Below are 24,913 nucleotides of genomic sequence, written 5' to 3'. Positions count from 1 at the left end.
GGATGTTGCGAGACAGTAGCATGCCCGCTCGATGGCCTGAATCCGATTCGAAAAAAACGGCGCGCAAGGGGGTTGCGCGCCGGTTGCCAGCCAAGTGGTGACCCGGCGGCGAGTCAGTGGCATATGTCGGGATCAACGCACCAGGCAAGGCTGTTTGTTGTTGAATTTCCAGTTCGGGATCAGAAACTGCATGGCCACGGCGTCATTGCGTGCGCCCAGGCCCATGCCTTTATAGAGTTCGTGAGCCTTGGCCAACTGGTCGGTGTCCAGCTCGACGCCGAGCCCCGCTTTCTTCGGCACATCGACCTTGCCACCGACGATTTGCAGTGGCGCCTTGGTGAGGCGCTGGCCGTCTTGCCAGATCCAGTGCGTATCGATGGCCGTGATGTTGCCCGGCGCTGCGGCGGCGACATGGGTGAACATGGCCAGTGAAATATCGAAATGGTTGTTGGAATGCGAACCCCAGGTCAGGCCCCACTCGTTGCACATCTGCGCCACGCGTACCGAACCCTGCATGGTCCAGAAATGCGGGTCGGCGAGCGGAATGTCCACCGATTGCAGTTGAATGGCGTGACCCATTTCCCGCCAGTCGGTGGCGATCATGTTGGTGGCGGTTTTCAGGCCGGTGGCACGGCGGAATTCGGCCATGACTTCGCGACCGGAGAAGCCGTTTTCCGCGCCGCACGGGTCTTCGGCATACGCCAGCACATGATGCTGATCGCGGCACAGGCGGATGGCCTCTCTGAGTGACCATGCGCCATTGGGGTCCAGCGTAATGCGCGCGTCGGGGAAGCGTTCGGCGAGCGCTGTAACCGCCTCGATTTCCTGATCGCCGCTCAATACGCCGCCCTTGAGCTTGAAGTCCTGAAAACCATAGCGCTGGTGTGCGGCTTCGGCCAGGCGCACGACGGCTTGTGGGGTCAGTGCCTGTTCATGGCGGATACGGAACCAGTCGTTATCGGCGTCCGGTTCGCTGCGGTAGGCCAGGTCGGTCTTGCGCTGGTCGCCGACGTAAAACAGGTAACCGAGCATTTCGACCTGATCGCGTTGCTGACCTTCCCCCAGCAGCGCCGCTACCGGCACATCCAGGTGCTGACCGAGCAGGTCGAGGAGGGCGGCTTCCAGCGCCGTGACCGCGTGAATGGCGATGCGCAGGTCGAAGGTCTGTAGACCACGGCCGCCGGAATCCCGATCGGCAAAGGCTTTGCGCGCCTCATTGAGAATCTTCTGGTAGGTGCCGATGCTGCTGCCGACCACCAGCGCGCGGGCATCTTCCAGCGTCTGGCGAATCAGCTCGCCGCCAGGCACTTCGCCGACGCCGACGTGCCCGGCATTGTCCTTGAGAATGACGATATTGCGGGTGAAGTAAGGGCCATGCGCACCGCTTAGGTTGAGCAGCATGTCATCATGGCCGGCCACTGGCACAACCTGCATTTCAGTGATGACCGGGGCTTTACTGGTGATGTTGGAGTGCTGAATGTTCATGACTGCTCCTGTAATGATTCTGACCGATAAACGTCGCTGTGCATGTGCATCAATGCGTGGCCGGGGTCTGGATGGCGGCGACTGGCGTAGCGCCTGGCTTGGGTGTGTTGCGCGCAGCGAAGACGATGATTGCCGCGATGATCGATGTTGCGGTCAGACCATACAGCCCGCCCTGGATCGAGCCGGTGTGCTCTTCCAGCAGGCCGAAGGTGGTCGGTGCCACGAAGCCGCCGAGGTTGCCCACCGAATTGATCAGCGCAATGACCGCAGCGGCAATGCGCGCATCCAGATACGCCTGCGGAATCGGCCAGAACAGTGAGGAAGCGGACTTGAAACCCAGCGCCGCAAAGCAGATGGCGACGAATGCAAAAATCGGGCTGCCTGTTGTCGACATGAACATCCCGGCCGCGGCAATCAATAACGCGATGGCCACCCAGGCTTGCTGACGCTTCCATTTGGCCGAGAGCGCGGCAAACGCATACATGCCGATGATCGACAGCAACCACGGAATCGAGTTGAACATGCCGACTTCAAAGTCAGTCAGGCTGCCCATCTTGCGGATGATGCTAGGCAGCCAGAACGTCGCTGCATAGATGGTCAACTGAATGAAGAAATAGATCAGGCAGAACAGGATGATCTGACTGTCCTTGAGCAGTTTGCCAATCGAGGCCTTGACCGGGGTCGCCGCTTCGCGGGCAGCCTGTTCGGCATCGATGGCGTTGACCAGCGCGTCCTGTTCTTCGCGGGTCAGCCACTTGGCATCATGCGGTTTGGAGTCCAGCCAGAACCAGACGAAGAAACACAGGCCGACCGAGAACATACCCTCGATGAAGTACATCCACTGCCAGCCCTTCAGTCCGAACCCGGTAATTTGCAGCAGCAGGCCGGACAACGGGCCGGAGATCAGCGAGGCGATGGCCGAACCGCTGAGAAAGATGGCGATGGCCTTGCCGCGCTCGACGCCCGGCAGCCAGCGGGTGAAGTAGTAGATCACGCCCGGGAAGAAACCCGCTTCAGCGACGCCGAGCAGAAAGCGCAGAATGTAGAAGTGCGTTTCGGTCTGAATGAAGGCCATGCAGGCTGCAACGATGCCCCAGGTGAGCATGATCCGGGTCAGCCAGATACGCGCGCCGACTTTCTGCAGCAGGATGTTGGAAGGGACCTCGAACAGCGCGTAACCGATGAAAAAAAGCCCGGCGCCCAGCCCGTAGGCAGCCGCACCGATGCCAAGATCGTGCTCCATGTGCGAACGCACGAAGCCGATGTTCACCCGGTCGATGTAGTTGACGATAAACATGATGACGAAAAGCGGCAGGACGTGACGTTTGACTTTCGAAACGGCCGTATTCAGGACCGAATCTGTGCCATCAGCCATCCTGGAATTGGATGTGCTCACAGTTGAATCTCCCACTCGTTGTTTTTATGCGGGTATGTGCAAAGTGTGTCCTCTGCATTGTCGGTCATCATACAAGTAAAAAGCCCTTTCGCAAGTCCTTGATGCCTTCGAAAGGGCAGATAGTTTGCTTCGTCCAGACCGGAGGTTATGTATTCGGTGGTTACGGAGAAAGGCCGTAAGCATCCGCTTATAGCCCATAATAAGGGGGCTTTAAGCGCGTGATCAGTCATGAAAGCGAGCAGGCAGGGACGTTTCGACAGGTATAGACGGCGGCACAAGGGCTGTGCTGAGGTCTCGTCATTTTTTGACAGATAGGGTGTACTTGTAATACAAGCTAGACAAGTGCGCACCTTTGAAAGACTGGGCCATCAGGCATTCGTCACTCTGCGCAGGTTATTCAGCGTGCTGCGTGGACGCCCATTCAGACAAGTCAGGACTCGAATATCATGCAGGACTCCGTCAGCCCGGCGCCCAAACGTCGTCAGCACAGCCTGGCCACTGATCTGGTGACCGAACTGAGTCAGCGCATACTGCTGGGCAAGATTGCTCCCGGTCAGAAGTTGCCTTCCGAAAATCAGATCGTCCGCGAACACGGCGTCAGTCGCACGGTGGTGCGCGAAGCGATTTCCAAGTTGCAGGCCTCCGGACTGGTAGTCACTCATCACGGCATCGGCACGTTTGTGCTGGAACGCGGCGACCAGACAGGCTTGCGCCTCAAAGTCGAAACCGTCTCGCGAGTGCGTGACATCATCGAGTTGCGCATCGGCCTGGAAACCCAGGCCGTGGCGCTGGCTGCTGTGCGTCGCACCGAAGAACAACTGGCGGCCATGCGGCAGGCGCTGGACGATTATCAAGACCTGTTGGCCAATGAAGACAGCTGCGTCGAGGCTGACAAACGCTTTCACATGCTGATCGCCGAAGCCACTGGCAATCCCTACTTCATGGAAATCATGCAGCACCTGGGCAGTGCGATCATTCCGCGCAGTCGCATTGCGACCAGCGAACGGGCCGGTAACACTTTGGCGCATCAGGGCTATCTGGCCAATCTGGAACATGAAGCGCTGCTCAGCGCCATTCGCCGCAAGGACCCGGACGCCGCCCGCGCCGCGATGTGGACACACCTGAGCAACAGCCGGGAGCGGCTGGTGCCACTTGAGTAGGCGGCTCGGTTCAGGCTATTACGTTTCGCCGAGTACGCCGAGCATGACCTGCGTCTGCCACTCGAAGTAGGGGTTGAAGGTCAGGCGCGCGTGGATTTTGCCAGGCTCGTTGTAGCCCCAGTCGGAATACCACACCGGTTCGCCAGCCGTACATTTCGCAGTGTCAGCGGCGCTCTGGCCGTTCCAGCAGATTCGTTGGCTGCCTGCCACGCCGTACAGCGGGTTGTCCGGCGCGAACAGCAGGCCCATGTGTGAAAAGCGGCTGATCCGGTACTCGGGCAGGTAGTCTGTGCGTACCTCGACACGGGGCAGGCCCTCAGCCTTGCCGGGCAGATCGCCGTACCAGATCAGGCGGCTGGCCGGATGGCTGAAGCGCTGGTTGAAGTTGTCCAGCACGTACTCGGTGTCGAGCACCGAATCGTGTTCGGCGATAGCGATGAACACCGGTTTTTCATAGCGGCGCTGATGCAGTCGGCCCTGCGCCAGCGCACTGCTGCGATAGAACTGGGCGAAACCGTTGGTGGGCATGTTCATGTAGCGCAGCGGCGTCTGCATCGGACGCACGCCGTCGTTGGGCGCAGCGAGCCAGGGTTTTGCCCAGCCGATCCACGGTGTCAGCCAGGCGTAGCCGCTGTCGGAACGAAACGCCGGCGAGAACAGCACCAGCCCGGCGATCTCGTCATGTTCATAGGCGTAGTCGAGGACCAGATTGGCGCCGGTCGAGAAGCCGCCCAGGTAGACCTTCGGCACCTCGCGGCTGAGCAATTGTGCCTGCTCGCGCACCACCCGCTGCCATTGCTCCAGACGCACATCGAGCATGTCTTCGGGTTTTGTGCCATGCCCGGGCAGCAACACGGTACGCACCAGATAGCCCCGATCGGCGAGCTTTTGCGCCACATCCTGAAACGACCACGGTGAATCGCCGAGCCCGTGGACCAGCAACACGCCGCCCTTGGGCATACCGCTCGGCGTCCACTGGCGTGGCGCGTTCCAGTTCAGTTCAGCTGCGTGATCGGGCGTCTGGAATGTGCGCTGGTTACGCAGCAGCTCTAGGGTCTGTTGCCGATAGCTTTCGAAACCTGTATTCGGCGCTTCGTTGTCAGCCATCGAGGTGCAGGCTTGCAAGGTCAACAACGACAGCAAACTGGCAAGTCGGGATTTGATCAAGTTCAGGGGGCCTCGTGCTTATGGTGCTTCGAACGATCAAAGCAGGCACTCTGCCACGCACATCGCGTGCCGCGCCACTTTCAGGCACACTCGAACGTTCTGTAATTTCAACAAAATGTATACACATGCCGAGCCCTTGCAAGTGACATGGTTTTTAAGAAACTGCCGGATTGCCACTGATCATGGTGCGCAAGACCAGCGGAGAAACCGGAGCAGGCGAGAGCATCCGGGATCAGACATGGAGAGCAGCAATGAAAATAGTCATCGCCCCTGACTCGTTCAAGGACAGCCTTAGCGCGCAAGCGGTCGCCGACACTATTGCCAGTGGTCTGGCGGAAGTCTGGCCTGACGCTGAACTGGTCAAGTGTCCGATGGCCGATGGGGGTGAAGGCACCATCGAGGCCTTGCTGGATGCCTGCCATGGCGAGCTGATGACTGCTCGGGTCAGCGGGCCGCTTGGCACGCCGGTCGACGCACAGTGGGGCTGGCTGGCTGACAGCAGGACCGCGATCATCGAGATGGCCATGGCCAGCGGCCTGCAACTGTTGACCCTGGAGCAGCGCGATGCCTGCGTGACCAGCACCGTCGGCACCGGGCAACTGATTCGCGCCGCGCTGGACGCCGGGGCGCAGCGAGTGATTCTGGCGATTGGCGGCAGTGCAACCAATGATGGCGGCAGCGGCATGCTCTCGGCATTGGGCGCGCGCTTTCTCGATGCAGAAGGGCAGCCATTGCCACTCGGAGGGCTGGCGCTTGGGCTTCTTGACCGCATCGACCTGAGCGGCTTGGACCCGCGCTTGTCTGACGTGTGCGTGGAGGTTGCCGCCGACGTCGATAATCCGCTGTGCGGAGCCAATGGTGCGTCACATGTTTTCGGCCCGCAAAAGGGTGCGTCCGCTGCACAGGTTCTGGCTCTGGACGCCGCGCTGGGGCATTTTGCCGATCATTGCGCGCAGGTCCTCGGCCAGGACCTGCGTGACAGCCCCGGCAGTGGGGCGGCCGGGGGCATGGGCTTCGCCGCCAAGGCGTACCTGAAGGCTGCATTCCGTGCGGGTGTCGAGGTTGTCGCGGAGCTGACCGGGCTTGAACAGGCGCTGATCGGTGCGGATCTGGTGATTACCGGAGAAGGTCGTTTCGACGCACAGACCCTGCGTGGCAAGACGCCATTGGGGGTGGCGCGGGTCGCGCAGCGTCAGCAGGTGCCGGTCGTTGTGCTGGCTGGAACACTCGGTGATGGCTATGAGCAGCTATACCGGCACGGGATAAGCGCGGCCTTTGCGCTGACCAGCGGGCCGATGAGCCTGGAGCAGGCCTGTCGCGACGCCAGCGCGCTGCTGCACGATCGCGCCCGGGATGTGGCGCGGCTCTGGCAATCGGCCTCAGGTCGCTGATCACAACGCTGCGAATTATCGTTGGCCGCGCTCAAGAATCGTCAGACCGGGGCGATACGCTTTCGGTTGTCTGACAACTCCTTGTCAGACACTGCCCTCCAAATATAAAAAGAGCCCCGGTCATGAACGTACGCACACTCACCATCGCCCGCCGTGCAGGCCTGGGTTTCACCCTGATTTCCCTGCTGGTGGCCTTGCTCGGCTGGTTCGCGCTGGTGCAGATGTCGACCATCCGCCAGAGCGAAGTGGCCGTGGAAACCAACTGGCTGCCGAGCATGCGGGTAGTCAACGATATTCGCGAAATCATGCTGCGCGTCCGGACGATCTCCCTGCGCATGGCGCTGGACACCGACCCTGCGAGCATTCCGACCTATCGCGGGCAGCTGGACGTGCGTCTGGGCGATCTGAACAAGAAGCTCGACATTCTCAAGACATTTGTCGACACACCTGAAGAGTCATCCCTTACTGAACAGTTTCTGGTCACCATGGGCCAGTACCGAAGCGCGCTGGATCGCTCATTTGTACTCGCCACCCAAGGCGACAGCGCCGGTTTGAACAAGCTGCTGTTGATCGACATGAAACAGATCGTCGACGGCTCGGGTAAACAGCTCAATGATCTGGCAGATTTCTATGTGACCAAAGTCGATGCCGAAGGCAAGTCGGCCGAGGCGCAATACAGCAAATCGCGCGATATCGTGATTGCCTTTGTGCTTCTCGCCGCACTGTGCACCATCGGTCTGGCCCTGTGGCTGACGCGCAGCATCGTTCGTCCGCTGCAACGTGCCGTGAACGCTGCTGAACAGGTTGCCCAGGGAGATCTGACTCACACCATCGAAGTCGACGGCGACGACGAAGTCACTCGCCTGCTGCGCGCGCTAGCAACCATGCAGGTCAATCTGCGCGATGCCATGCGCCATATCGGCAGCTCCGCCACCCAGCTGGCCTCGGCAGCCACCGAGCTCAACTCGGTGACCGAAGACAGCTATCGCGGCCTGAACCAGCAGAACGCCGAAATCGATCAGGCCGCTACCGCCATCAATGAAATGACCTCGGCCGTGGAAGAAGTGGCGCGCAATGCGGTGTCGACCTCGGATGCATCCAGCCAGTCCAGCACGTCGGCGCAAGCGGGGCAGACGCGGGTGAACGAAACCGTGCAGTCGATCCAGACCCTGACCGACAACGTGCAGTCCACCTCGGCGCTGGTGCAGAACCTCGCCAACCAGTCTCAGGACATCGGCAAGGTGCTGGATGTGATTCGCTCGATTGCCGAACAAACCAATCTGCTGGCGCTCAACGCCGCTATCGAAGCTGCGCGTGCCGGCGAGTCGGGCCGTGGCTTTGCAGTGGTTGCGGATGAAGTGCGGGCTCTCGCGCATCGTACCCAGCAATCAACGCTGGAAATCGATTCGATGGTCAGCGCCATGCGCAGCGGGTCGGCACAGGCGCTGGACTCCATGAACATCAGCCGGGACCGCGCGGACGCAACACTGTCGCTGGCCAAGGGCGCAGGCGAATCGCTGAGCGAAATAACCGCGTCGATCAACCAGATTTCCGAGCGTAATCTGGTCATTGCCAGCGCTGCCGAAGAGCAGGCGCAAGTATCGCGTGAAGTCGATCGAAACATCGTCAACATTCGTGATCTGTCCATGCAGTCCACCCAGGGCGCCAACCAGATCAGTGCATCGAGCCACGAACTGTCGCGCCTGGCAGCGGACCTGAACCTGGTTGTCTCACGCTTCAAGGTGTAAAACCCTACAGTGTTACTGGTGGTGTCTGCTTGCCGTCGACCGACCGGGCGCGCATTATGCCCTCGGTCGAAATGACCTCCGGTACAGTTTGGGTTCAAACCTTATTGAAGGGGGCGGCATCGCGTCATGGACAATAACAATCACACCTTCAGCAGTTGGTTACGCTCACCGGCCCATCATCAGTGGCTGGCACTGGAAGGCAAACGCCTGCTGGGCTTCGCCAAGGCGGCGAAGCTGGAAAATGGTTTTGGCGGCCTGGATGACTACGGACGCCTGATGGTCGGCGCCACCGCCGGCACGATGAACACCGCGCGCATGACTCACTGCTTCGCCATGGCTCACGTGCAAGGTATCCCCGGTTGCGCCGCGCTGATCGATCATGGCATCGCCGCCCTGAGCGGTCCGCTGCATGACGCCGAGCATGGCGGCTGGTTCAGCGCAGCGCTTGAAGACCACGGCAAGACCGACAAGCAGGCTTACCTGCATGCTTTCGTCGCGCTGGCGGCCAGCTCTGCGGTAGTGGCCGGTCGGCCGGCTGCCCATGCGTTGCTGTCCGATGTGATACAGGTGATTCAGAGTCGTTTCTGGAGCGACGAGGAGGGGGCCATGCGCGAATCCTTTTCTCAGGACTGGAGCGACGAAGAACCCTATCGTGGCGCCAATAGCAACATGCACAGCACCGAGGCCTTTCTGGCCCTCGCCGATGTCACCGGTGACGCGCAATGGCTCGACCGGGCTCTGAGCATCGTCGAGCGGGTGATCCACCAGCATGCGGGTGCCAACAACTTTCAGGTCATCGAACACTTCACGTCGGACTGGCAGCCGTTGCCGGATTACAACCGCGAAAACCCGGCCGATGGCTTTCGGCCATTCGGCACCACACCCGGCCATGCGTTTGAGTGGGCGCGGCTGGTGCTGCACCTGGAAGCCGCGCGGCGTCGCGCCGGGCGCAGCAATCCTGACTGGCTGCTCGACGATGCCCGGCAGTTGTTCGCCAACGCCTGTCGCTACGGTTGGGACGTCGACGGTGTCCCAGGCATCGTTTACACCCTCGACTGGCAGAACAAACCGGTGGTTCGCCATCGTCTGCACTGGACACATTGCGAAGCTGCGGCTGCGGCGGCGGCTTTGTTGCAGCGTACCGGCGAGCAACAGTATGAAGACTGGTATCGCTGTTTCTGGGAGTTCAACGAAACGCTGTTCATCGATATTGAACATGGCAGCTGGCGTCACGAACTGAATGAGCGAAACGAGCCGAGCGAAGATATATGGCCAGGAAAACCTGACCTTTATCACGCCTATCAGGCCACGCTGTTGCCGGTGCTGCCGCTGGCACCCAGTCTGGCCAGCGCCCTGGCGGGGCTGGACTGACCGGCAATCGTCAACTCGGGATCAAAGCGCAGGGATGCGCTTGTCCGTCAGCCGAATGATCTGCCGGGCTAGAAAACTGCCGGTCAGAATCACGCCGAACAGACGCAAGGTCTGCATGGCGAGGACAAAGCCGACGTCGGCATGCGTATCGATGGCAATGATCGCCATGGTATCCAGGCCGCCGGGGCTGGTGGCCAGGTAGACCGAGAGGTAATCCTTTTCCATCAGCTCGGCGATCAACCACGCCGACAGCGCGCAAAGCACGATCAACAACAGCGAGGCCAGGATCATCATCGGCAGTCGTCTCCATACATACTGCACGGTTGGTTGATCGAAACGCAGCCCGACGTAGCAACCGATGGCGCCGTAACCGATTGGCAGCAGCCAGTCCGGGATGGTGATCTGCATCACTCCGCTCAATTGCAGCGCACCGCCCAGCAGCAAAGGCACCAGCAACGCTCCTGCCGGTAACCGCGAGCCCAGCAGTACACCGACGACAATCACGGTCAGGCTCAGACCCAGATCAGGCAGACTCATGCTGTTGACCACGGTCACGCTGGCGGGTGAATCGGCAACCGAGGCGCCGATCGCATGGCTGACCAGTGCGCCGACCGTCACCACGCAGACGACCCGCACGTATTGCATGGTGGCGACGATTCGCGAATCGGCGCCGTAATCTTCAGACATCGCGACCATTGCCGATGCTGCGCCGGGCGAAGTGCCCCAGGCAGCCGTGTTGCTCGGGATGCCGGCAAAACGCACCAGAACCAGACCGACCGCCGCGCTGAGTACGACGGTCAGCACCGTCGCCAGCAGCATGACTGGCCAGGATTGCAGGGCGGTCATTAATACGCTGACCGACATTGCATGGGCAATCAGCACACCCACGGTGCCCTGGCCCAGCTGGAACAGGCGTTTAGGCATGCGGATGGTTGCACCTGATACGCCAAAACAGATGGCAACCAACATGGGGCCGAGGAACATCGCGGCAGGCATATCGAACAGTCTGAGCAACTGGCCAGCCGCGCCTGCCATGAGGATCAGGCCCGCCCACTGGGCCAGCGGGGGAAGGGTGGATATCGAAACACGTGCAGCCTGTGACAAGGACGTTCTCCTTGATGAGATGAATCGCATGCGCACAGTATCGACATCGGGACTCATCAAGTCTATTTTCTAATAATCATGAATTGATAACTTTGGTTGATAGATATGGACCTGCGCGATCTCACCTATTTCGAAACCATCGCCGAGCTCGGCCATCTCGGGCGGGCTGCAGAAAAGCTCAATCGCAGCCAGCCTGCGCTGACCAAAAGCATCCAGCGCCTGGAAGAATCGTTCGGCACGCGGCTGTTTCAGCGGGACGGGCGGCGCATCAAGCTGACGCCGGTCGGCGAGCTGTTGCAGGCGCGGGGCAAGGAGTTGCAACAGAGCATCGCGCAGACCCAGCGCGAGGTGAGGGATTTTGCCAGCGGTATGGTGGGCAACATCCGCGTTGGCTGTGCGGCAACCATGGCGGAGTATCTGATGCCGAAACTGACCTCGGCCTTGTTGCAGCGCACGCCTGACGTCACGTTCAAGCTGGTGATCGGCCAAGATGACCTGCTGCGCGAATCCCTGCGCTCCGGGCAACTCGACATGATCATCTGCGGGCTGGTGCCGGACAGCGACGACGTGACCAGTTTTGCGGTGCTCAAGGATGAAGCCGTGGTCATTGCCAGCAAAAAGCATCCGATTTTCAAGACGTCAGCGCAGATGAGCGACCTGTGCGCGTACCGTTGGGTATTGCCGCCAGCCAGCGTATCGTCACGCAAATGGCTGGATGCAACTTTTGCGGCGCATGGTCTGCCATTGCCGACCGTGCAGATCGAAGCCAACTCGATTTCCCTGTTGCCGGGTCTGATCGCCCAAAGCAACCTGCTGAGCTTCATCGCCCGCGAGTCGCTGGAATTCGGCAAGAATATGCAGCATTTGCGCGAAGTGCCGCTGGAGCAGACCACCATGAAACGCTCCGTTGGCGTGACCCTGCGCAAGGGCGGCTACCTGTCGCCAGCGGCAGAGGGAATGCTGCAGATGCTGCGCGACAACGGCGGGGATTTTCTGGGGTGGGGGTGATTATGCTTTGCCAGCATCGGCTGCGTTGTCTGCCACATCGCCTTCGTGAGCAAGCTCACTCTCACATGAGCATTCAGCCACAGTTTCCCTTGCAGGCAGGACTCATCGCTCGCTCAAGTACGCTCGCTCAAGTACTTCGCCAGCGCCTCGGCTCCCAGCTCCACGGTTGAACTGGTGCCCGCCCAGCTGCAGGCCAGCATCAGGTTGCGTGGCAAGCCAAAATCTTCGACCAGAAAGCCGTGCTGATCGAAGCCGTTTTCGTCATGCGGCACCAGTTCGCGCAGCGATACCACTGGTTCGAAGTAAGCCCACACCGGCTTGTTCAGCGCCACCGCCATGCCGACCTCGAACGCTGTTCCCGAGTCGGGCTCCAGGCCGCGAAACACGTTCAGGTTGACCAGCACCGCAGAGCAGCGATGGATCATCGCAACGTTCATCGCGTAAATCTGCTGCGCAGCCTCCTGCGGCGTTTGTCCGGGCGTGACATCGTTGTCGAACGGATACAGACCTTCAAGCCCGTGCGCCATACACAGTGCCTTGAGATAACGACCGTGTTCAATGGCGTCCGCCCGAAACACGTCAAAACCTGCCAGATAAACCAGTGGGGGTTGCATAACCTGTTCTCTGCTACCGATGATATCCCGCCAATATTACGGCTGACTGGCTGTCCGGGGAAACACGCCATTGATCGGCCGACCGTGGATCGAGAGCTGTTTAAGCTGGAATCTGTACGGATAACCAGTATCCTTGGACGGTCTGTCCAATCTTTGTGTGAACGCTGGTCTTGAATACTTCGCCCCTCGACAATCCGTTTTATTACCTGGAGAACTTTCGCCAGGTTCTCGCCTGGATTGCCCAGCGCTACGACGACCTGCTCGACGCGTCCGAACGCCGGTTCATTGATGAGTTCGCTGACTTGCCTAAGCCTGCCCAAGGGCTGCTGGTGCGCATGGTGATGCGTAAAGGCGCGCTGTTTCGGGCCAGCAAGCTGAGTTATGCCGAGATTGGCGATCCTCATCAGGCGGTGTTGCCGCTGCTGCAACGGCAATGGGTGGACGCTCGTCCGCCGCTTGAGCTGAGCGAGCTTTTCCATCTGCTGCGCAAGGATGAATTGAGCCAGTGCTTCAAGGCCCATGCTGCCAAGGGGCCGGAACGCAAGCACGAATGGCTCGAACGCTTGCAGCCCCTCTATGCAACGCCACAGCCCCTTGAGCACTGGCATCCATCGCTGTCCGACGCGGTGTTCGGCCTGAAGATCATGCCGCTCTGCAATCGATTGCGGCTGTTGTATTTCGGCAATCTGTATCAGGAATGGTCTGAGTTCGTGCTGGCCGATCTGGGGATCTATCGCTACGAAAAAGTCGAGTTCTCGGCCGGGTCGCGGGCGATCAACGAGCGCGCCGACATTGACGTATGCCTGCAATTGCACGACTGCCGTGAAGCACTGGAAACCTGCATCGAACTGCATGAGCTTGCCGACCGCGTCATTGCCATCCAGTGCAGCAATCCCTGGTTGCAAATGCGCCGCGCGAAGTTGCTGTTTCGCATCGGACAGCAGGCCGAAAGGTTAAAGGATTGGCCGCTGGCGATGTCGGTGTACCGCCAATCCAGCTATTACGGAGCGCGTTCGCGGCAGATCAGGGTGCTGGAACTCAGCGCGCAATACGCCGAAGCACTGACGCTCGCGGAGCAAGCGCGATGTGCTCCGGAAAGCGATGCCGAGGCTCAGCATTTATCGCGGGTCATGCCCCGGCTGCAACGCAAGCTTGGGCTGGCTGCCGAGCGCAAACGTAAGGCTCGAACCGTTTCGCGATTTGATCTGCAAGTGACGCCGTTACCGGGAACAAGTGTCGAGCGCCTGATCAGGCTGCATCTTGAAGAAGAGCAGGGTGGTGAGGTGCATTATGTCGAGAACACACTGATCAATTCCCTGTTCGGTCTGCTGTGCTGGCGGGCGATTTTTGCACCGCTGCCGGGCGCATTCTTTCACCCGTTTCACAGTGCGCCCAGCGACCTGTACAGCCCTGATTTCTATCCGCGCAGGGCTGCGTTGTTCGATGACTGCATCGGGCAACTGCAGTCAGACGCCTATCTGGCGACCATTCGCGAAAACTTCCAGAGCAAGTTCGGTTTGCAATCGCCCTTCGTGTTCTGGGGCACATTGACGGCGCAACTGCTGGAGCACGCGCTGTACTGCCTGCCTGCGGAACACTTGCAGCACTGGTTCAGACGCCTGTTGCAAGACATCAAAGCCAATCGCACCGGCATGCCGGACCTGATCCAGTTTTTTCCGGAACAGCGTCGCTATCGGATGATCGAGGTCAAGGGGCCGGGGGATCGTCTTCAGGACAACCAACTGCGCTGGCTGGATTTCTGTGCCGAACATGGTATGCCGGTTGAAGTGTGCTACGTGCAATGGGCCGCGCAAAGCGAAGACCTGTGCCGTAATCAAGGCGCCTTGTCGTCGTCCTGATCGTCGCCATCATCGTCCATATCGGGCGATTGCTGCGAACCGGAAGACTGGCCGCTGGAGCTGTCTTTTTTGCCGGGCAACGTGTCCATGCCTTTAGTGCCAGGGCTGGTGCCCGGCGTTCCAGGACTGGTGCCGTCCACATTCTTTTCCAGGCCGGTGCCGGGGACTTTCATCGCACCGCTGTCCGGATGAGTGGGGCCGGTCGAACCCGCCATAGCGCCTGCGCTGACGCACGCCAGCAGGGCTGCGAGACTCAACGCTGCCAGTTTTTTATCGATCATGATGCATACCTCTTATGAGTGTTGTTGGTACAGTCATTGAGCAGTGAGTACGCAAACAAGTGCGGTGCATTCGCAGGACGGCCGACCGGCGGGCAGGGTGCAAGCCCTGTCCGCGCAGCCTCAACCCTTATTGGGTCTTGGTTTTTTCGGTAACGCCGGTTTTGTCATGGGTGCCGTGGGTGGCCTTGTCGTGCTTCATCGCACGTTCGGCAGCCGCTTCTTTGCTTTCATTCTTGGCGCCAGGCGTTTCGGACGAGGTGCGGTCCATTGGCTCGGTGTTGTTGCCTGGCAGTTTGGTCGCGTTCGGGTTGACAGGGTTAGCAGGGGTCGACTCGGCAAGCGCTGCACCGGAAGCGACAGCCATAAAGCCGGCCAGAGTCAGCGCGGTCAGTTTGGTCTTGATCATGGTTATGACTCCGTCATTTGAATGGGCCACCTTTCGAGGCAGCCATGAATAGTGAGGTATCAAGTAAGGTACTCAGATTGGTCATTGGCCAGTGGCCATAGGTGCCGTTGAACCCGACGAACGGTCATCTGAGCGCTGGACCAGCGTGATGTGAGTGCCGGCTTCTTGAATCGCTCAGAGTTCACTTTGGCAACCTTTACCGAGCGTGCCGGAAAGACCTCAGAAAGCAGTTTTTCAGTCGATTCAGCTATAACGTGACCGCCTGGTCATTTCTATCGCTTATTAAAATGCACACTTTCTTACACTTTTATAACGCGAGTGGCTCTTGGCTATCTCTAAGGGAGTGGCAAATGGCTACTTGTTGGCAGCAGGCGCTTGAGGCCTATGAACATTGGTCGAAACCGGTTTTCGAAAAGAAATCAGGGCAGAAAATCAGACGCAGAAGGCGGGTCCAGCCGACACCATTCGTTTGATTGTCATTAAACAGCAACATTTCAGGTTTTAAATCCGCCTCGGGCCTCCTTATCTGGGCCACCACACAATCTCCTGGACTGAGGTATTACCGTGATACTGCTGACTAAAAAACGCTTGTCGCTTCTGATCGCTTCGCTGTGCCTCAGCGGTGTAGCCCACGCGACTGACGTAACCGGCGCTGGTTCGAGTTTCGTTTTCCCGGTTATTTCCGCTTGGTCCCAGGACTACAGCAAAAGCAACGACTCAAAAAACCGCATCAACTACCAGTCGATCGGTTCGGGCGGCGGTATCGCTCAGATCAAGGCAGCGACTGTTGATTTCGGCGCATCCGACGCTCCAATGTCCGCTGAAGACCTGCAAGCCGGCGGCCTGGGCCAGTTCCCAAGCGTGATCGGCGGTATCGTGCCGATCGTCAACGTCGAAGGCGTTGAAAGCGGTGAATTGAAGCTGGACGGCGCATTGCTCGCCAAGATCTTCATGGGCGAAGTGAAGAAGTGGAACGACCCTGAAATCGTCGCTCTGAACCCAGGCGTGAAACTGCCTGAGACTGCGATCACCGTCGTTCACCGTTCGGACGGCTCGGGCACCACGTACAACTTCACCAACTACCTGAGCAAAGTCAGCCCGGAGTGGAACGAGAAGCTGAAATTCGGTTCGACCGTGCAATGGCCAGCCGGTGTCGGCGGCAAGGGTAACGAAGGTGTTTCTGCCTACGTGAAGCAGATCAAGGGTTCGATCGGCTACGTCGAGTACTCCTACGCGGTCACCAACAAGCTGTCCTACACCCAGCTGAAGAACGCCGCTGGCAAATACATCAAGCCAGACGCCAAGGCTTTTGCTGCTGCTGCCGACTCGGCCAAGTGGGAAGATGCCAAGGACTTCAACCTGATCATGACCAATGCTCCGGGTGACACTGCGTGGCCAATCACCGCGACGACCTGGATCATCATGTACAAGAAAGCCAAGAACGAAGAGAAAAGCGCCGCTGCTTTCGACTTCTTCAAATGGTCCCTGGAAAACGGCCAGAAACAGGCCGAGAAACTGGACTATGTCGCGTTGCCGAAATCGCTGGTTGATCGCGTAGAAAACTACTGGAAAACGGAATTCACCAAGTAAGTGATTCAACCCGTACCACCCCTGTCATCAGCCGCGATATCGGCTCGGTGACAGGGGCTTTTCCTTGCGAGTGGCCTCAACATGACTGAAAACACCCAATACCTGTCCGCGAATGTCTCCGCTGGTGAGTCCGAGGGCGAGAAGCGCGCCAAACGGGATCATCGTCATGACCTGTGGTTCAAGCGTTCATTGCAAGCTGCAGCGATGCTGGTGCTTGCTTTGCTGGGTTGTATCGCCTTGTCGACCCTGTGGGGCGGCAGTCTGGCATTCCAGACGTTCGGTTTCGAGTTTCTGACCAGTACCGAGTGGGACGTGAACGCCGGCAAGTTCGGCGCACTGGTTCCGATCTACGGCACCTTGGTTACCTCTTTTCTGGCGTTGCTGATCGCCGTTCCGGTGAGCTTCGGCATCGCAATTTTTCTGACCGAAGTGGCTCCGCCCTGGCTGCGCATGCCGATTGCCTCGGCAATCGAACTGCTGGCCGGTATCCCTTCGATCATCTATGGCATGTGGGGGCTGTTTGTGTTTGGCCCGTTCATGGCTGAACACCTGTCACCGTGGATCACCGAAAACCTCGGCGCGCTGCCATTGATCGGCCCGATGTTTCAGGGCCCGCCGTTGGGCATCGGCATGCTGACGGCCGGTATCGTGCTGGCAATCATGATCACGCCCTTTATTACCTCGGTAATGCAGGAAGTTTTTCGCACCGTCCCTGTGGCGCTGAAGGAATCGGCCTACGCGTTGGGCGGCACCACTTGGGAAGTGGTCTGGGACATCGTGCTGCCTTACACCCGTTCGGCAGTGGTCGGCGGCATTTTCCTCGGCCTGGGACGCGCGCTGGGCGAAACCATGGCGGTGACCTTCGTTCTGGGCAACGCTCACCAATTCTCTGCGTCGCTGATGATGCCCAGCAGCTCGATTGCCTCGGTGATCGCCAACGAGTTCAACGAGGCTTATACCGACTTGCACCGTTCGGCCTTGATCGCTCTGGGCTTCCTGTTGTTTATCGTCACCTTCATCGTGCTGGCCCTCGCACGTCTGATGCTGTCACGCCTTTCGCGTAAGGAGGGGTTATGAGTAAGGACATGACGGGTAGCGAGCGCATTTATCGGGCTCGCAACTTCAAAAACAAGATCGCGATGGTGCTCAGCTGCGGCGCCACCGCGTTCGGCCTGCTGTGGCTGGTGTGGATTCTGCTGACCACCATCATCAAAGGCATCGACGCGCTCAACCTGCAACTGTTCACCGGCATGACCCCGCCGCCTGGCACTGAGGGTGGTCTGGCAAACGCGTTCTACGGCAGCGTGCTGATGTCCGGCATCGGCCTGCTGATCGGTACGCCGATCGGCCTGATGGCCGGCATCTGGCTGGCCGAGTTTGCCCGCTACACCAAACTGGGCAACACGGTTCGCTTCATCAACGACATCCTGCTGTCGGCACCTTCCATCGTGCTCGGCCTGTTCGTCTACACGGTCGTGGTACTGCCGCTCAACGCGGTGACGGGCCATCAGGTCGGCTTTTCCGCACTGGCTGGGGCGTTGGCCCTGGCGCTTCTGGTCATCCCGGTGGTGGTGCGTACTACCGACGAAATGATGCAACTGCAACCCTCGACCATGCGTGAAGCTGCGCTGGCGCTGGGCGTGCCGCAGTGGAAACTGACCCTGCAAATCGTTCTGCGCGCCGCCAAAGCGGGCGTGGTCACCGGCGTATTGCTGGCGCTGGCACGCATCACCGGCGAAACCGCTCCGTTGCTTTTCACCGCTTTCGGCAACCAGTTCTGGAGCAGTGATCTGCTCAAGCCAATCGCCAGTGTTCCGGTGGTGGTTTTCCAGTACGCCATGAGCCCGTTTGAAGACTGGCACTCCCTGGCATGGGCCGGTGCACTGGTCATGACGCTGTTCGTACTGATACTGAGTCTGCTGTCTCGCTTAATTCTTCTGCGCAATAGGGCGTCCTGATGAACAACCTTTCCCTGGCCAACGAAAAAACCAAGATCCAAGTGCGCGGTCTGGAGTTTTTCTACAACAACCAGAAGTCGTTGAAGTCCATCGACATGACCATTCCCGAGAAGCGCATCACTGCGATCATCGGCCCGTCGGGTTGCGGCAAGTCAACCCTGCTGCGCGTGTTCAACCGTATCTACGCGATGTACCCGAAACAGGAAGCGCGCGGCGAAGTGCTGCTCAATGGCGAGAACATCCTGGCGCCGGGCTATTCGATGAACCGCCTGCGCAGTCACGTGGGTATGGTGTTCCAGAAGCCTGTGCCGTTCCCGATGTCGATCTACGACAACATCTCCTACGCCATCAAGCACCATGAAAAACTGTCGCGCCGCGAAATGGAAGATCGTGTCGAACAGGCACTGCGTGGAGCCGCGTTGTGGGATGAGGTCAAGGACAAGCTCAAGCAGAGCGCGACCGGTCTTTCCGGCGGTCAGCAGCAGCGTCTGTGCATCGCCCGTACTATCGCGTTGCGCCCGCAGGTGTTGCTGCTGGATGAGCCGACGTCCGCGCTCGATCCGATCTCGACCGGTCGTATCGAACAGTTGATCACCGAGCTCAAAGAGCAGTTCACTGTGATCATCGTGACCCACAACATGCAGCAGGCGGCACGCTGCTCGGACTACACGGCGTTCATGTTCATGGGCGAACTGATCGAGCACGGCGACACCGACACCATCTTCACCAAGCCCTCCAAGAGCCAGACCGAAGACTACATCACCGGTCGTTTCGGCTGATCAACCCGCCAGGGCGGGCGCTTCCCGGCGCTCGCCCATGAATTCCTCGATCCTGCTGCGCAACCAGCGCTCGGCAGGGTCGCTGTCCATCACACTCAGCCATGTCATTGACAGGTCCAGCCCCGGCGTGGGGAAGGGCAATGGCTCGTCATACAGCAACCCCAATGCGCTCATGGCCTTCGCCGCGTAGTCGGACAGCCCGGCAATCATGTCGGTGCCTGCCATCAGTGCGGGCAGGGTGGTGAATTGCGGCACCGACAGCACCACCTGACGCTTGCGACCCAGCGCGGTCAGCCACTCATCCGCAAAACTGCTGACACTCGCCACATGCGACACCACGACGTGCGGCCTTGAGCAGTACTCGTCCATGCTCATGGGCGCGGTGGGTTTGTCGGCACGCACCAGGCGCGGCTGCACGTTGCGCAACGTCTTGCGCTTGGCATTGGCCGGCAGCTCGCGGGTCAGGCACACGCCGACGGTGATGTCGCCGGACATCAGCACTTCGGAGATATTCAGGTAGTCGACATGCTTGACTACGATCACTACCCCCGGTGCTTCCCGGCGAATGGCCTTGAGCATGGCCGGCAGCAAGCCGAACTCGACATCGTCGGTCAGGCCAATGCGAAAGGTCATCTGGCTGACCGACGGGTCGAAATCGGTGGTCAGGCTCAGTGCCGTGGACATCGCGTCCAGCGCGGGTGTCAGGTGTTTGAGGATTTCGTGGGCGCGAGCCGTCGGTTCCATGCGGTGGCCGACACGGATGAACAGCGGATCATCGAGCAGGTTGCGCAGGCGATTCAGGGCGGCGCTTATCGTGGGTTGGCCAAGGAACAGCTTTTCCGCTGCGCGGGTCACGTTTCGTTCCTGCATCAAGGTCTCGAAGACCACCATCAGGTTGATGTCGGCCTTGCGCAGTTCATTTCGATTCATTGTTGTTCCTTGGCATCAGACCCGGCTGGCCACTATGGCCGGTAACGAATGGCCCAGTCTAGGCAGGCACGGCAGGAGGCGTCCAGCGTTTTGCCAGCGCCGGAAATGCGCATGACGAAACGTCTGCTTACGGTTCTGTTGGCAGGAAAAGGGCGAATCTGTTGTAGGAAACAGGGTCTACTTGCAGGTCCGCCGCGTACGATTCAGCGGTTCAAGCATGCGATTCCATTTACAGGAGGTGCCCCTTATGCGGGCTGCAAAGATTGCCGGTATGTTGATGTCTTTGACACTGTCAGCCACGGCGCTGGCCGAAACAACTGGCTACGGTCAGCAACTGGAGGGTTTCGCGTATCCTCATCCGCTGCTGAAATTCCCGTTCGAGTCGCAAGGTCAGACTCTGGAAATGGGCTATATGGATGTCAAACCCACCGGCAAGGCCAATGGTCGCACTGCCGTGCTGCTGCATGGCAAGAATTTCTGCGCCGCCACCTGGGAAGACACCATCAAGGGGTTGAGTGCTGCGGGCTACCGGGTTGTCGCGCCCGACCAGATCGGTTTCTGCACGTCAACCAAGCCTGAGCGTTACCAGTACAGCTTTCAGCAACTGTCGATCAACACTCACGCGCTGCTGGAAAAACTGGGTATCGATAAAGTATTGGTGATCGGCCACTCCACGGGTGGCATGTTGGCCACTCGTTATGCCTTGATGTACCCGAAACAGACCGAAAAACTGGTGATGGTCAACCCGATTGGTCTGGAGGACTGGAAAGCCCTTGGCGTGCCGTATCGCAGTGTGGATCAGTGGTATGAGCGCGAGCTGAAGACCACCGCCGAAGGCATTCGCGCTTACGAGCAGAAGACCTATTACGACGGCCGCTGGAAGCCCGAGTATGACAAGTGGGTCGATATGCTGGCCGGTCTGAACAAGGGGCCGGGGCAGAAGATCGTGGCCTGGAACTCGGCGCTGATCTACGACATGATTTTCACCCAGCCGGTGTTCTATGAATTTCCGAAGTTGCAGGTGCCGACCGTACTTATGATCGGCGATGCTGATACAACGGCCATCGGCAGCGACATCGCGCCGCCGGAGGTCAAGGCGAAGATTGGTCAGTACAAGGTGCTGGGCAAGCAGGTCACGCAGATGATTCCGGGCGCTAAACTGGTCGAGTTCAAAGGCCTGGGGCATGCCCCGCAGATGGAGGATCCCGCGGGCTTCAACACATCGCTGGTGTCTGAACTCAAGTAAGCCGCTGGCAGCCATGCGACAACCTGATCTGTCAGTGATCAGGTTGTCGCGTTCTGCACGCTAGACCGCAATTTCCACCCGTTCGCCGTTCAGGCGCACCGGCCAGACGTCCAGGCGCTGTTCCGGGTACTCGATGCAACGGCCGTCGTGCAGGCGAAAGTGCTGCTTGTACAGCGGCGAGGCGATGACCAGCTCGCCAGCAACCTGGCCAATCAGCCCGCGTCCGATCACATTGGCCCCTGACTTCGGGTCGCGGTTGTCGATGGCAAACAGTTGTTCACCTTGCGCTGTGTCAGGCAGATAGAACAGCGCCACTTGCTTACCGTCCAGCCAGGCCACCACGCCGGAATTAGCGACCAGATCCTTGCGCTCGCACAGGGCATACCAGTGCGGCTGCAGCGCGGAAGAAGTGTTTTCTGCAGTCAGCGTCGCTTCAGACGAGTTCATCACACCACCTCCTTGAACAACGGAATAAGCGCCAGTTCTTCCGGTTTTGCCGGGCGGCGCTGAGCGCGTTCCTTGACGAAGTGCACATCAGGGTCGCTGCGCCCGTCGTTGACGAAGGTGCGGAAGCGCTTGAGTTTTTCCGGGTCTTTGAGGGCGTTGGCCCATTCGCACTCGTAGCGGTCCACCACCAGTTGCATTTGCGACTCAAGCTCGGCGGCCAGGCCCAGGCTGTCATCGAGAATCACCGCTTTGAGGTAGTCCAGGCCGCCTTCCAGCGTTTCGCGCCAGACCGAGGTGCGTTGCAGTTTGTCGGCGGTGCGGATGTAGAGCATCAGGAAGCGGTCGATGTAGCGAATCAGCGTTTCATCATCCAGATCGGTGGCGAACAGCTCGGCGTGGCGCGGGCGCATGCCGCCGTTGCCGCACAGGTACAGGTTCCAGCCGTTCTCGGTGGCGATCACGCCAACGTCCTTGCTCTGCGCTTCGGCGCATTCGCGGGTGCAGCCAGACACTGCAAACTTGAGCTTGTGCGGCGAGCGCAGGCCCTTGTAACGGTCCTCGATGCGCAGCGCCATGGCGACGCTGTCCTGTACGCCATAGCGGCACCAAGTGCTGCCGACGCAGGATTTCACCGTGCGGGTGGACTTGCCGTAGGCATGGCCGGTCTCGAAACCGGCAGCGATCAGCTCGCTCCAGATTTCCGGCAGTTCGTGCAGTTGCGCGCCGAACAGGTCGATGCGCTGACCGCCGGTGATCTTGGTGTACAGGTCGTATTTCTTGGCCACTGCACCAATGGCGATCAACCCGTCCGGAGTGATTTCGCCACCCGGAATACGCGGTACGACCGAGTAGGTGCCGTTTTTCTGCATGTTGGCCATGAACGTGTCGTTGGTGTCCTGCAATGGCACCAGCGAAGGCTCGGTGATCGGCCGGTTCCAGCACGAGGCGAGAATCGAGCCGACCGCAGGTTTGCAGATGTCGCAGCCATGCGCGCCCTTGCCGTGACGAGCCATCAGTTCATCGAAGCTCTCGATGCCTTCGACGCGGACCATCGAGTAAAGCTCCTGGCGGGTATACGCGAAGTGCTCGCACAGGCTCTTGTCCACCGCCACGCCACGGGCCATCAATTCGTGTTCGAAAACTTGTTTGAGCAGCGCCGTGCAACCGCCGCAACCGGTGGCTGCCTTGGTGCAGGCCTTGATCCCGGCCAGATCGCTGCAGCCATTGTCGATGGCCGCGCAGATCGAGCCCTTGCTGACGTTGTGGCAGGAACAGACCGTCGCCGTGGCGGGCAGGGCATCGACGCCCAGCGTCGGCGCGCCTTCACCGCGCGGCAGAATCAGGCTCGACGGGTCAGCGGGCAGGGTGATGCCGTTCTGCGCGTATTGCAGCAGGGTGTCGTAATAACTGTTGTCGCCGACCAGCACCGCACCGAGCACCTGCTTGCCATCGGCTGAAACGACCAAACGGCGGTAGCTGGCGGTGGCTTCGTCGATGTAGCGATAGCTGACCGCTCCGGCCAGTGCGCCATGGGCGTCACCAATGGAGCCAACGTCCACACCCAGCAGCTTGAGCTTGGTGGACATATCGGCACCGAAGAACGGCTCGGTGTCCTTCTCGCACAATTGCGCCGCCACACCGCGGGCCATCTGATAGCCGGGCGCCACCAGGCCGAACACGCTGCCATTCCAGGCTGCGCATTCGCCAATCGCATAGATATCGGTATCGCTGGTGCGGCAGTGCTCGTCGATTGCGATGCCACCGCGCGGACCGAGTTGCAGCTCGCACTGACGAGCCAGCGCATCTTGCGGACGAATGCCGGCAGAGAACACGATCAGGTCGGTTTCCAGAAACTCGTCGTTGGCGAAGTTCATGCGATAGCGATACTGCTTGCCGTCACTGATCGACTGCGTGGCGCGTGACAGATGCACGCCGACGCCCAGCGCTTCGATACGCGCTTTCAAGGCGGCGCCTCCGTGGTCGTCCAGTTGCACCGGCATCAGCCGCGGGGCGAACTCGACCACGTGCGCTTCAAGGCCAAGCGACTTCAAGGCGTTGGCCGCTTCCAGCCCCAGCAAGCCACCACCGACCACCACGCCGCGCTTTGCTTTGGAGGCGGCGTAACGAATGTTGTCGAGGTCTTCGAGAGTGCGATAGACCAGCCGCGAATTGCCGTGTGCGCCTTCAATGGGGGGCACGAACGGGTAGGAGCCGGTGGCCAGGATCAGTTTTTCGTAACAGAAACAGCCTTCTGCGGTAATGATCTCGTGACGGTCACGGTCGATCTCCAGCACTGGAACGCCGAGGTGCAAGGTCAGGCCGGCCCGTTCGTAGACAGCCATTTCACTCATGGCCAGCGATTCGGCGTCGCGGCCGGTGAAGTATTCGGACAGATGCACGCGGTCATAGGCGCGCTGCGCTTCTTCACCAAATACATGGATACGATAGCGCTCGAGCGCGCCGCCTGCGATCAACTGCTCGACGCAATGATGCCCGACCATGCCATTACCGACGACGATCAGGGTTTTTACATCGTTGGGGGGGAAGACTGTGGTGTTCATAGCGAGTCCCGGCCGAGGCCAATCAGGTTTTTCAACGCAAAAAAAAGCGCCCGGAACCTTTCGGTTCCAGGCGCCTTTGCCTGTTCTCTTATCGGAAATTCGGGGGTGTCATCGAGCCACGTTGCCGGATGCACCTGAGTAGCCCTCTGGTCTCTGCGAGACTGGCAATCGACATCGATCAACCGAGGCAAGCCTGACCACATTCAGGGTGGGGCTATTCAGGGTTATGCAGAGGATGTGCCAGTTTGTTGTTGGGACTTTCTGGCTGCGGTGTAGCGGTGTTTGCGGGGCAATATGCCGTGACAGTCCGCTCCGGTTATTGCCTTGGATTGGTGCGTATGGCCTGTTCGCTGCCTCAAATGCGGTCGAGATCACGCCCCGCGTCATGCTCACTCAAGATCGGACGCAGAGC

Annotated in this window: 21 protein-coding genes and 1 pseudogene; 12 read left to right on the top strand and 10 right to left on the bottom strand. The window is 59.6% G+C overall.

The annotated features are described in order from the left end of the window. Positions 1-132 precede the first annotated feature (132 nt). Positions 133-1,485 (bottom strand): glucarate dehydratase, encoded by a 1,353-nt coding sequence (gene gudD, locus ABJ99_RS06510; protein ID WP_054085112.1) that lies wholly within the window; start codon positions 1,483-1,485, stop codon positions 133-135. Positions 1,486-1,534: 49 nt separating this feature from the next. Further along, complete coding sequence (locus ABJ99_RS06505; protein ID WP_054085111.1) at positions 1,535-2,860, bottom strand: MFS transporter; 1,326 nt, start codon at positions 2,858-2,860, stop codon at positions 1,535-1,537. Positions 2,861-3,327: 467 nt separating this feature from the next. Between ABJ99_RS06505 and ABJ99_RS06500 the strand changes: the two genes are divergently transcribed. Then, positions 3,328-4,041, top strand: a complete 714-nt coding sequence (locus ABJ99_RS06500; protein ID WP_054085110.1) for a FadR/GntR family transcriptional regulator — start codon at positions 3,328-3,330, stop codon at positions 4,039-4,041. Between the two features lie 18 nt (positions 4,042-4,059). Here ABJ99_RS06500 and ABJ99_RS06495 read toward each other — a convergent pair whose 3' ends face one another. After that, positions 4,060-5,148: an alpha/beta hydrolase gene (locus tag ABJ99_RS06495; RefSeq protein ID WP_054085205.1), complete on the bottom strand. Its 1,089-nt coding sequence runs from the start codon at positions 5,146-5,148 to the stop codon at positions 4,060-4,062. 311 nt (positions 5,149-5,459) lie between these two features. On the opposite strand from ABJ99_RS06495, the gene ABJ99_RS06490 reads away from it, so the two are divergent. The 4 genes and pseudogenes from ABJ99_RS06490 (at position 5,460) to ABJ99_RS06480 (ending at position 9,718) form a co-directional block, all read left to right on the top strand. After that, positions 5,460-6,599 (top strand): glycerate kinase, encoded by a 1,140-nt coding sequence (locus ABJ99_RS06490; RefSeq protein WP_054085109.1) that lies wholly within the window; start codon positions 5,460-5,462, stop codon positions 6,597-6,599. Positions 6,600-6,721: 122 nt separating this feature from the next. Beyond that, positions 6,722-7,492: pseudogene (locus tag ABJ99_RS29735) on the top strand (HAMP domain-containing protein); the annotation flags it as partial. Further along, the gene (locus ABJ99_RS29730) at positions 7,484-8,347 is read left to right on the top strand and encodes a methyl-accepting chemotaxis protein (RefSeq protein WP_412032776.1); all 864 of its coding nucleotides are present in this window, start codon (positions 7,484-7,486) and stop codon (positions 8,345-8,347) included. The pseudogene ABJ99_RS29735 and the gene ABJ99_RS29730, both read left to right, overlap by 9 nt. Before the next feature lie 126 nt (positions 8,348-8,473). Next, positions 8,474-9,718, top strand: coding sequence for a D-mannose isomerase (locus ABJ99_RS06480; protein WP_054085107.1), 1,245 nt, complete (start codon positions 8,474-8,476; stop codon positions 9,716-9,718). Between the two features lie 21 nt (positions 9,719-9,739). On the opposite strand, the gene ABJ99_RS06475 is transcribed toward ABJ99_RS06480, so the two are convergent. After that, positions 9,740-10,822, bottom strand: coding sequence for an AbrB family transcriptional regulator (locus ABJ99_RS06475; protein ID WP_054085106.1), 1,083 nt, complete (start codon positions 10,820-10,822; stop codon positions 9,740-9,742). 105 nt (positions 10,823-10,927) lie between these two features. Here ABJ99_RS06475 and ABJ99_RS06470 point away from each other — a divergent pair, with 105 nt between their 5' ends. Continuing rightward, complete coding sequence (locus tag ABJ99_RS06470) at positions 10,928-11,830, top strand: LysR family transcriptional regulator (RefSeq protein WP_054085105.1); 903 nt, start codon at positions 10,928-10,930, stop codon at positions 11,828-11,830. Between the two features lie 113 nt (positions 11,831-11,943). Here ABJ99_RS06470 and ABJ99_RS06465 read toward each other — a convergent pair whose 3' ends face one another. Continuing rightward, positions 11,944-12,444 (bottom strand): nucleoside 2-deoxyribosyltransferase, encoded by a 501-nt coding sequence (locus ABJ99_RS06465; protein ID WP_054085104.1) that lies wholly within the window; start codon positions 12,442-12,444, stop codon positions 11,944-11,946. A gap of 170 nt (positions 12,445-12,614) precedes the next feature. Here ABJ99_RS06465 and ABJ99_RS06460 point away from each other — a divergent pair, with 170 nt between their 5' ends. Then, entirely contained in the window at positions 12,615-14,303 is a 1,689-nt protein-coding gene (locus ABJ99_RS06460) for a VRR-NUC domain-containing protein (RefSeq protein ID WP_054085103.1), read from the top strand. Here the strand turns inward: ABJ99_RS06460 and ABJ99_RS06455 are convergent. Together ABJ99_RS06455 and ABJ99_RS06450 are read right to left on the bottom strand one after the other, a co-directional pair. Beyond that, positions 14,279-14,584, bottom strand: a complete 306-nt coding sequence (locus tag ABJ99_RS06455; protein ID WP_054085102.1) for a hypothetical protein — start codon at positions 14,582-14,584, stop codon at positions 14,279-14,281. The genes ABJ99_RS06460 and ABJ99_RS06455 overlap by 25 nt on opposite strands. Positions 14,585-14,711: 127 nt before the next feature. Beyond that, positions 14,712-14,990, bottom strand: a complete 279-nt coding sequence (locus ABJ99_RS06450) for a hypothetical protein (RefSeq protein WP_054085101.1) — start codon at positions 14,988-14,990, stop codon at positions 14,712-14,714. 564 nt (positions 14,991-15,554) lie between these two features. Here ABJ99_RS06450 and pstS point away from each other — a divergent pair. The 4 genes from pstS to pstB all read left to right on the top strand — a co-directional run bounded on the left by pstS (position 15,555) and on the right by pstB (position 19,317). Continuing rightward, positions 15,555-16,580 (top strand): phosphate ABC transporter substrate-binding protein PstS, encoded by a 1,026-nt coding sequence (gene pstS, locus ABJ99_RS06445; protein WP_054085100.1) that lies wholly within the window; start codon positions 15,555-15,557, stop codon positions 16,578-16,580. An 81-nt stretch (positions 16,581-16,661) separates the two neighbouring features. Beyond that, entirely contained in the window at positions 16,662-17,657 is a 996-nt protein-coding gene (pstC, locus tag ABJ99_RS06440; protein WP_005770815.1) for a phosphate ABC transporter permease subunit PstC, read from the top strand. Further along, complete coding sequence (pstA, locus tag ABJ99_RS06435; RefSeq protein WP_005618859.1) at positions 17,654-18,538, top strand: phosphate ABC transporter permease PstA; 885 nt, start codon at positions 17,654-17,656, stop codon at positions 18,536-18,538. Before pstC ends, pstA begins: the two co-directional genes overlap by 4 nt. Continuing rightward, complete coding sequence (gene pstB, locus ABJ99_RS06430) at positions 18,538-19,317, top strand: phosphate ABC transporter ATP-binding protein PstB (protein ID WP_024646511.1); 780 nt, start codon at positions 18,538-18,540, stop codon at positions 19,315-19,317. The genes pstA and pstB overlap by 1 nt, the downstream gene beginning before the upstream one ends. Here pstB and ABJ99_RS06425 read toward each other — a convergent pair whose 3' ends face one another. After that, complete coding sequence (locus ABJ99_RS06425) at positions 19,318-20,247, bottom strand: LysR family transcriptional regulator (protein ID WP_054085099.1); 930 nt, start codon at positions 20,245-20,247, stop codon at positions 19,318-19,320. 247 nt (positions 20,248-20,494) lie between these two features. Between ABJ99_RS06425 and ABJ99_RS06420 the strand changes: the two genes are divergently transcribed. Then, on the top strand, positions 20,495-21,493 hold the full coding sequence (locus ABJ99_RS06420; RefSeq protein WP_054085098.1) for an alpha/beta fold hydrolase: 999 nt from the start codon (positions 20,495-20,497) through the stop codon (positions 21,491-21,493). Positions 21,494-21,553: 60 nt separating this feature from the next. On the opposite strand, the gene nirD is transcribed toward ABJ99_RS06420, so the two are convergent. After that, positions 21,554-21,940, bottom strand: coding sequence for a nitrite reductase small subunit NirD (gene nirD, locus ABJ99_RS06415; RefSeq protein WP_054085097.1), 387 nt, complete (start codon positions 21,938-21,940; stop codon positions 21,554-21,556). Then, positions 21,940-24,501, bottom strand: a complete 2,562-nt coding sequence (gene nirB, locus ABJ99_RS06410; RefSeq protein WP_054085096.1) for a nitrite reductase large subunit NirB — start codon at positions 24,499-24,501, stop codon at positions 21,940-21,942. Before nirB ends, nirD begins: the two co-directional genes overlap by 1 nt. Positions 24,502-24,913 lie beyond the last annotated feature (412 nt).

The organism is Pseudomonas syringae pv. cilantro (genome assembly GCF_001293775.1).
Classification (GTDB): Bacteria; Pseudomonadota; Gammaproteobacteria; order Pseudomonadales; family Pseudomonadaceae; genus Aquipseudomonas; species Aquipseudomonas syringae_P.
This window is presented reverse-complemented; position numbering and strand designations above follow the sequence as displayed.

Excerpts from the sequence above, each read along its gene's own strand:
- gudD (WP_054085112.1), bottom strand. The coding sequence starts at position 1,485 with ATGAACATTCAGCACTCCAACATCACCAGTAAAGCCCCGGTCATCACT.
- ABJ99_RS06505 (WP_054085111.1), bottom strand. The coding sequence starts at position 2,860 with ATGGCTGATGGCACAGATTCGGTCCTGAATACGGCCGTTTCGAAAGTC.
- ABJ99_RS06500 (WP_054085110.1), top strand. The coding sequence starts at position 3,328 with ATGCAGGACTCCGTCAGCCCGGCGCCCAAACGTCGTCAGCACAGCCTG.
- ABJ99_RS06495 (WP_054085205.1), bottom strand. The coding sequence starts at position 5,148 with ATGGCTGACAACGAAGCGCCGAATACAGGTTTCGAAAGCTATCGGCAA.
- ABJ99_RS06490 (WP_054085109.1), top strand. The coding sequence starts at position 5,460 with ATGAAAATAGTCATCGCCCCTGACTCGTTCAAGGACAGCCTTAGCGCG.
- ABJ99_RS29730 (WP_412032776.1), top strand. The coding sequence starts at position 7,484 with ATGCAGGTCAATCTGCGCGATGCCATGCGCCATATCGGCAGCTCCGCC.
- ABJ99_RS06480 (WP_054085107.1), top strand. The coding sequence starts at position 8,474 with ATGGACAATAACAATCACACCTTCAGCAGTTGGTTACGCTCACCGGCC.
- ABJ99_RS06470 (WP_054085105.1), top strand. The coding sequence starts at position 10,928 with ATGGACCTGCGCGATCTCACCTATTTCGAAACCATCGCCGAGCTCGGC.
- ABJ99_RS06465 (WP_054085104.1), bottom strand. The coding sequence starts at position 12,444 with ATGCAACCCCCACTGGTTTATCTGGCAGGTTTTGACGTGTTTCGGGCG.
- ABJ99_RS06455 (WP_054085102.1), bottom strand. The coding sequence starts at position 14,584 with ATGATCGATAAAAAACTGGCAGCGTTGAGTCTCGCAGCCCTGCTGGCG.
- ABJ99_RS06450 (WP_054085101.1), bottom strand. The coding sequence starts at position 14,990 with ATGATCAAGACCAAACTGACCGCGCTGACTCTGGCCGGCTTTATGGCT.
- pstC (WP_005770815.1), top strand. The coding sequence starts at position 16,662 with ATGACTGAAAACACCCAATACCTGTCCGCGAATGTCTCCGCTGGTGAG.
- pstA (WP_005618859.1), top strand. The coding sequence starts at position 17,654 with ATGAGTAAGGACATGACGGGTAGCGAGCGCATTTATCGGGCTCGCAAC.
- pstB (WP_024646511.1), top strand. The coding sequence starts at position 18,538 with ATGAACAACCTTTCCCTGGCCAACGAAAAAACCAAGATCCAAGTGCGC.
- ABJ99_RS06425 (WP_054085099.1), bottom strand. The coding sequence starts at position 20,247 with ATGAATCGAAATGAACTGCGCAAGGCCGACATCAACCTGATGGTGGTC.
- ABJ99_RS06420 (WP_054085098.1), top strand. The coding sequence starts at position 20,495 with ATGCGGGCTGCAAAGATTGCCGGTATGTTGATGTCTTTGACACTGTCA.
- nirD (WP_054085097.1), bottom strand. The coding sequence starts at position 21,940 with ATGAACTCGTCTGAAGCGACGCTGACTGCAGAAAACACTTCTTCCGCG.
- nirB (WP_054085096.1), bottom strand. The coding sequence starts at position 24,501 with ATGAACACCACAGTCTTCCCCCCCAACGATGTAAAAACCCTGATCGTC.